Here is a 6,987-nt window from a genome sequence, read left to right as displayed (position 1 = left end):
TCTTCGTGCCGGCGCTGATCAAACCGGCGCCCGCCGGACTGGTGACCTTGCTGTGGGCGCTGAAGAACGACGGCAAGGACAAGCCCGGCTTCGGCGACGTCGTCCATGCGCTGGCATCGGGCCGCACCTCGGTGGTGATCGATCCGGCCTTCGACAAGGCGTTCTACAAGCTTGCCGGCTACCGCAATCTCGGCCGCCGCGCCGTTCGCATCGACATTCTGGAGCGGCTGGCTGACCTGATCCGCCCGGCGACCAACTGGAAGCCCGGCCTCGGCCAGCGACCGGACGGCGCCTATGACGGCCAGTCCTTCATGGTGACGCCGCCAATGATGTCGATCCTCGGCGCCACCGCCGACGACATGGAAGAGATTCTCAAGGGTCTCGGCTATCGCGCCGAGCCGAAGCCGGCGGCGGACGTCAAGGCGCGGCTGGAAGCGCAGGATACTGCCGCGCGGGAGGCCGCAGCGGCCAAGCAGGCAGCCGCGGAGGCAGCCCGCGCGGAACAGGCCAAGGCGGCGGAAGAGGCGGCAGCGCCAGCCGCCGAAGGATCGGAACCGGTGCCGGATGCGGCAGCCGCCGCGGCGATGGAGGTTGCGGCCGAAATCGCGGCAGACGCGCCGACGGAAGCTGCCGTGCAAGAGCAGGCGGAAGCCACGGCTGACGTTGCAGGGGGCGAAGAGGCGCCTGTGGCCGAAGCCGCCGTTGAACCCGTCGAGCCGGCGCCGGTTGAGTCGCGGGCCGAAGCTGAGACTGCCGAGATTGACGCCGCGCCCCCAGAAGAGGGCGCCGCGGCGGCGGAGCCGGCCGTCGGGGCCTCCGCGCCGACGGAAGCCGCCGAACCCGTTGCGGTGGCGCAAGCCGTCGGCGAAACGGTGCCGGAAGCCGAAGCGCCAAAGCCGATCCTGTTGTGGCGCCAAGGCCGCTTTGACCAGCGTCCGCGTCATCGCGACGGCCGCAACAACCGCCCGCAAAACGGACAAGCGCGCGGCCGAGGCAACGCGTCGGCCGATGCCGGCGGCGCACCGGCAACAGGCACGCCCACGGACCGTCCCGCCCATGAAGGACGCCGCGACGGCGCCGGCAAGCCGCGCTTCGACCGCTCGAAGTTCAAGCCCAAGCCGCAAGGTGACGGCGAGCAGCGCCGCGATGGCCGCCCGCAAGGCGATCGTCCCGAGCGCCGTGAAGGCCGCCCGGACTGGAAGGGCGGCAGGCCGGAAGGCAAGGGGGGCGGAAAGCCCGCCTTCCAACCCAAGCCGCGCGAGGAGCGCCCGGTGCGCTTCGATCCGGATTCCCCCTTCGCCAAGCTCGCCGCCTTGCGCGACCAACTAAAGAAGTAGGCTCGGCGCTTCGATGGTTGCTGAAGGCCGCCAGCGCATCGACAAATGGCTGTTCTTTTCGCGTGCGGTGAAATCGCGCTCGCTGGCGGCTAAATTGGTGGTCGCCGGCCGCGTGCGCATCAATCGCGACAAAGCAGCGCAGGCATCCGATCTGGTCAAGCCGGGCGACGTGCTGACCATCACGCTCGACCGGCGTATCTTCGTCTGGAAGGTGCTCGGCGCCGGAGTGCGGCGCGGCCCGGCCGAGGAAGCCCGCACTCTTTATGAAGACATGTCGCCGCCGCCCGCACCCAAGGCTGACGCCCTTCCCGATGCCATCCCGGCGTTGCGGGAGGCAGGCAGCGGCCGCCCGACCAAAAAAGAGCGCCGCCAGACCGACCGATTGCTCGACGAAGATTGAGCCGTTCGACCGACCGCGGAGGGGCGTTTCCCGAGGGCAACGACAAACAAAAAGCAGAACCGGGAGCGGCAAACAGGACGGCCGGTGGGGCATGCCGGGCCTTCGCGGCGCCGCCCACTTGGAATTCCATTCCCAAACCCTGATGCCCCTGGGAACGGCCACCCTTGCAAGCAGCCGATAAAGGCGTTACCTCACAAAAAAAGCCAACAAAAACGGGACATCCCGGAGCCGACCGATGACCTATGTCGTGACCGACAACTGCATCAAATGCAAATATATGGACTGCATCGAGGTCTGTCCGGTCGACTGTTTCTACGAAGGCGAGAACATGCTCGTCATCCATCCCGACGAGTGCATCGACTGCGGCGTCTGCGAACCGGAATGCCCGGCCGACGCGATCAAGCCCGACACCGAGTCCGGCCTCGACAAATGGCTGCAGATCAACACCGAATATGCCGAGAAATGGCCGAACATCACCGCCAAGAAGGAGCCGCCGGCCGACGCCAAGAGCTTCGACGGTGAGGCCGGCAAGTTCGAGAAATACTTCTCCGCCGAGCCCGGCGAAGGCGATTGACAACACCGCCGTAAAGGCTTGTATGACGTAGCGTAACAAGCACGTCGGATTAACCGCCTTGACAGGCGGCGATTGGTTGTGGCCTTCGCTTACGCAGCAAAACCTTGATTCTTCCGACTTTTTGTGTTACATCAGCGAAACATGCCGGTGACACAACGTCGATTTATGGCGCAGACGCCCCAAATCACTGAAAGGTGAAAATCCCATTCCGGACCAGAGCGATCTGGGCCAGGCGGTCGCAATTCGTGCGGTTTGCCGGTCCCGGCTTTTTCCGGTGGGTTCATCTGTTGTGCGGCTAATGATCGGTGACCCCGATCACGTGAGTTCAGCCGGCACCGCCGCCGGCCCACAACAAGGAGTTCAGGGCGTAATGGCAACGATCACCCCGCAGAAGAAGTCCACGGCCGCGCGTCACGGTTTCAAGACCGGCGAGTACATCGTCTATCCGGCGCATGGCGTCGGCCAGATCGTCTCGATCGATGAGCAGGAAGTGGCTGGCCACAAGCTGGAACTGTTCGTCATCGACTTCCAGAAGGACAAGATGCGGCTCAAGGTGCCGGTCGCCAAGGCGACCTCCATCGGCATGCGCAAGCTGTCGGAAGAGGATTATGTCGAGCGCGCGCTGAAGGTCGTGCAGGGTCGCGCCCGCGTCAAGCGCACCATGTGGTCGCGCCGTGCCCAGGAATATGATGCCAAGATCAATTCGGGCGACTTGATCTCGATCTCGGAAGTCGTGCGCGACCTCTACCGCGCCGACAACCAGCCGGAGCAGTCCTATTCCGAACGCCAGCTCTATGAAGCGGCGCTCGACCGCATGGCCCGCGAGATCGCGGCTGTCAACCGCATGTCGGAAACCGAAGCCGTGCGCCTGATCGAGGTCAATCTCAACAAGGGCCCCAAGCGTGGCGCCAAGGCCGACAATGAGGAAGCCGAGCAGGAAGAGGCTGCCTGAGCTTTTCGCTTTCGAGTTAACGAAAAACCCGGCCTCGTGCCGGGTTTTTTGTCTTTAAGATTGCCGGAGATTGCCGCGTCTATACGCCGGCCTCCTTCTCCGCCGCCTCCTGCTTCAGCGTGGCGATGAACCGCTTTGTCCTTTCGCGCTCCGGATTGCCGAATAGCGTGGCGGATGGCCCCTGCTCGACAATGACGCCGGCATCGAGGAACACCGCTTCCTGGGCGATCTTGGAAGCCAGGCGCAAATCATGCGTCGCTATCACCATGGTCGTTCCCTCGCTGGCGAGCTGACTAAGCACATCGACCACCTCCTGCGCCAATTCCGGGTCGAGTGCCGAAGTCGGTTCGTCGCACAGCAGCACCTTGGGCGACGGCGCCAGCGCCCGGGCGATCGCCACGCGCTGTTGCTGGCCACCCGACAGCGTCGCCGGCCAGGCATCCGCCTTGTGGGCCATGCCGACCTTCTCCAGCAGCGCGAGCGCCCGTTCATGTGCCCTCTGGGGCGACCATTTGAGCACCGTGACCAAACCTTCCATGACATTTTCGATGGCGGTGCGATGCGGAAACAGCTGGAAATTCTGGAACACCATGCCGGTCTGCAGGCGCAGACGCCTTATGTCCGCCGCCGGCACCTTTCCGCCCGGGCGGAACTCGAGCATCTCGTCGCCGATCCGCACCGTGCCCGAGGTCGGGATCTCCAGGAGGTTGATGCAGCGCAGCAGCGTGCTTTTTCCCCCACCCGAAGGACCGACAAGGGCTGTGACGCTGCCCTCGGCGATGGCAACCGTCACCCCTTTCAGCACGAGATTTTCGCCGAAGCGTTTTTCGATGTTGGTGAGGCCGATCATGAGCGTGCCTCCAGGAAGCCGCCATAGCGGTTGAGCCGCTCCTCCAGCCGCGTCTGCAAGGCCGACAGCACCGAACTCATCGCCAGATAGAGGATCGCAGCCTCGACATAGAGGATGAGCGGCTCATAGGTGGTGGCAACGATACGCTGCGCTGCCTGGAACATCTCCGGCACGGTGATGGCGGCGGCCAGCGACGTGTCCTTGACCAGCGAGATGAAAGTGTTGGAGAGCGGCGGCACCGCCACCCGGCCGGCTTGCGGCAGGATGGTGCGCCGCATCGCCTGGCTCCAGGTCATGCCGATCGAGTAGCCGGCCTCCCACTGGCCTTTCGGCACCGAGCCTATCGCCGCGCGGATGATTTCCGACGTGTAGGCGCCGATGTTGAGGGTGAAGCCGATCAGCGCCGCGGTAAAGGCATCGAGCAGGATGCCGACCGAAGGCAGGCCGTAGAAGATCAGGAACAGCTGCACCAGCAGCGGCGTGCCGCGGAAGATCCAGACATAGAAGCGCACGAGCGCCACCAGCGGCTTCGGGCCGAACAGCCGGCCGAGCGCCGCGCCCAACCCCACCGTCAGGCCGAGCACGAAGGACAGCAGCGTCAGCGGCACGGTGAAGATCAACGCTGCCCACAGCAGCGAGGGCAGCGACTCCAGCATCAGTTGCAGCCAGTGCGGCACGAAAAATCCTCCGGAATGGACAAGCGGCGTCATCGAAGCGCGAATGCGTCAGCCATATCACGACAAAAGCGGCGAGCCGTCAAAAACGGCTCGCCGCTGGATGGGCCGCGGGGCGACGACCGGCCCCGCTTTATGAATTACTTCGACACGTCCTGGCCGAAATAGGTGTCGGCGATCTTCTGATAAGTACCGTCGGCCTTGATGTCGGCCAGCGCCTTGTTGATGGCCGCGACCAGCTCCGGATCGCCCTTGCGCACGATGACGCCGGAATAATCGGCATTCTCTTCCTGGGCGGCGATCTTCACATTGGCGTCGGGCTTGTGCTTCTTGAAGTCGAGGAACGACAGGCTGTCATTGATGGTGGCGTCGGCGCGGCCGGTCAAAAGCAGCTGGATCGACTGGTCGAAGCCGTCGGTGCCGACCAGTTCGGCGCCATTCGACTCGGCCAGCTTGCCGAAATTGGAGGTCAGCGACTGCGCCGACTTCTTGCCCTTGAGATCGGCGAAGGTCTTGATGTCGGTGTTGTCGCCGCGCACGATTAGCACCGCCTTGGAGGCGATGTAGGGATCGGAGAAATCGTACTTGGCCTTGCGGGCATCGGTGATGCCGACTTCGTTGATGACGGCGTCGTAGCGCTTGACATCGAGGCCGGCGATCAGGCCGTCCCACTTGCCCTCGAGGAACTGCGCCTTGACGCCAAGCTTGTCGGCGATCGCCTTGGCGATTTCGACGTCGAAGCCGACCAGCGCTCCGGATGCATCATGATAGGTAAAAGGCGCGTAAGTGCCTTCCGTACCGACCTTGATGACGCCGGCCTGCTTGATCTGGTCGAGATTGGCGCCGGCATGGCCCGATGCGACCGCCAGGGCCTGCAGCGTTCCGGCGATGATGAGTGACTTGAGCCATTTCATTTTTCTGTGATCCCGTCCTTGGCCTGATGTCAGGCATGTTGTGAGGGCTGGAAAATGACAGATGCGGGTCGAAAAAATAAGGAATGAAATTTCAAAGAGGGCCAATTCCAGAAATCGAATACTCTAAAAGGAATTTCTCTGCAGCATTCAGAGTTCCGGGCAGCCGTGCCGAAATTGCCCGGATCTCATCGCTCGCCTGCCCGCGCCAGCGGAACCTTTCCCGCGCACGGCAGTTTTGGCTGTTCTAGGGCATGACGCCGTCATTTCAAGCCGGTGCCTGTCATCCGCATCGCCTGAGCCAGGGAGCGCCTTATGATGGAAGACACGGCAGGTCGGGTCATGGTCCGCGCGGCAATGAGGGCGCCCTACCTCGAGCGCGACGAGGAGCATCGGCTTGCATTGCTCTGGAAAGAAGACAACGACCAGAACGCATTGCACAGCATCACCGTGGCCCATATGCGGCTGGTCATTTCCATGGCCTCGAAATTCCGTCACTACGGCCTGCCGCTTGGCGACCTGATCCAGGAAGGTCATGTCGGCCTGCTCGAGGCCGCGGCCCGCTTCGAGCCTGAGCGCGAGGTACGGTTTTCGACCTACGCGACGTGGTGGATTCGCGCTTCGATGCAGGATTACATCCTGCGCAACTGGTCGATCGTGCGCGGCGGCACCAGTTCGGCGCAAAAGGCCCTGTTCTTCAATCTCAGGCGCCTGCGTGCGCGCCTCGCGAACGGCGCCGAACCGCTCTCCAACACAACCCTCTACCGCGAGGTGTCGGTTGCGCTTGGTGTCTCCGAGGCCGATGTGGCGTTGATGGATTCACGCCTCTCGGCACCGGACTCCTCGCTCAACGTGCCGCTTGCCGATGATGCGGGTGCGACCGAGCGGATGGATTTCCTGGTCTCGGACGATCCCCTGCCCGACGAGATTGTCGGCGACAAGATCGACGTCGCGCGCCGCTCGCTTTGGCTGAGGGAGGCGCTTCAAGCTCTCAACGCCCGCGAACTCCGCATCATCGAGGAACGCCGGCTGACCGACGAGGGCGCCACGCTCGAGGCACTCGGCGAGACGCTCGGCATTTCCAAGGAACGCGTCCGCCAGATCGAGGCCCGCGCGATGGAAAAGCTCAAGGTCGCGCTGGTGAAGCAGAATCCCGAATTCATGGCGACCGCCGCCTGATTCGCGCAATGGGCGCTACTTGTCGGTGACGATCTTGACCTTGTCGCCGGCCGAAACCGCGGCCCCCGGCGACAACGCGTTGAGCACGCGGAACAGGTCGAGCTTGCGGT

At 63.7% G+C, this 6,987-nt stretch carries 7 protein-coding genes and 1 pseudogene; 5 read left to right on the top strand and 3 right to left on the bottom strand.

Annotation, left to right across the window (positions count from 1 at the left end):
- The 4 genes and pseudogenes from EOA36_RS21945 to EOA36_RS21930 form a co-directional block, all read left to right on the top strand.
- Positions 1-1,337: pseudogene (locus EOA36_RS21945) on the top strand (helicase); the annotation flags it as partial.
- A 13-nt stretch (positions 1,338-1,350) separates the two neighbouring features.
- Positions 1,351-1,737, top strand: coding sequence for an RNA-binding S4 domain-containing protein (locus EOA36_RS21940; protein ID WP_127279399.1), 387 nt, complete (start codon positions 1,351-1,353; stop codon positions 1,735-1,737).
- A 235-nt stretch (positions 1,738-1,972) separates the two neighbouring features.
- The gene (gene fdxA / locus EOA36_RS21935; RefSeq protein ID WP_095089463.1) at positions 1,973-2,311 is read left to right on the top strand and encodes a ferredoxin FdxA; all 339 of its coding nucleotides are present in this window, start codon (positions 1,973-1,975) and stop codon (positions 2,309-2,311) included.
- A 370-nt stretch (positions 2,312-2,681) separates the two neighbouring features.
- The gene (locus tag EOA36_RS21930; protein WP_006327799.1) at positions 2,682-3,263 is read left to right on the top strand and encodes a CarD family transcriptional regulator; all 582 of its coding nucleotides are present in this window, start codon (positions 2,682-2,684) and stop codon (positions 3,261-3,263) included.
- A 79-nt stretch (positions 3,264-3,342) separates the two neighbouring features.
- Here EOA36_RS21930 and EOA36_RS21925 read toward each other — a convergent pair whose 3' ends face one another.
- From EOA36_RS21925 to EOA36_RS21915, 3 genes are all read right to left on the bottom strand, one after another.
- Complete coding sequence (locus tag EOA36_RS21925) at positions 3,343-4,113, bottom strand: amino acid ABC transporter ATP-binding protein (protein ID WP_127279398.1); 771 nt, start codon at positions 4,111-4,113, stop codon at positions 3,343-3,345.
- On the bottom strand, positions 4,110-4,790 hold the full coding sequence (locus EOA36_RS21920) for an amino acid ABC transporter permease (RefSeq protein ID WP_127279397.1): 681 nt from the start codon (positions 4,788-4,790) through the stop codon (positions 4,110-4,112). Before EOA36_RS21920 ends, EOA36_RS21925 begins: the two co-directional genes overlap by 4 nt.
- Positions 4,791-4,927: 137 nt before the next feature.
- On the bottom strand, positions 4,928-5,701 hold the full coding sequence (locus EOA36_RS21915) for an amino acid ABC transporter substrate-binding protein (RefSeq protein WP_127279396.1): 774 nt from the start codon (positions 5,699-5,701) through the stop codon (positions 4,928-4,930).
- A 312-nt stretch (positions 5,702-6,013) separates the two neighbouring features.
- Here EOA36_RS21915 and EOA36_RS21910 point away from each other — a divergent pair, with 312 nt between their 5' ends.
- Complete coding sequence (locus EOA36_RS21910) at positions 6,014-6,877, top strand: RNA polymerase factor sigma-32 (protein ID WP_127279395.1); 864 nt, start codon at positions 6,014-6,016, stop codon at positions 6,875-6,877.
- The last annotated feature ends 110 nt before the right edge of the window (positions 6,878-6,987 follow it).

The sequence above is a fragment of the Mesorhizobium sp. M8A.F.Ca.ET.021.01.1.1 genome, from assembly GCF_003998025.1.
Taxonomy (GTDB): domain Bacteria; phylum Pseudomonadota; class Alphaproteobacteria; order Rhizobiales; family Rhizobiaceae; genus Mesorhizobium.
This window is presented reverse-complemented; position numbering and strand designations above follow the sequence as displayed.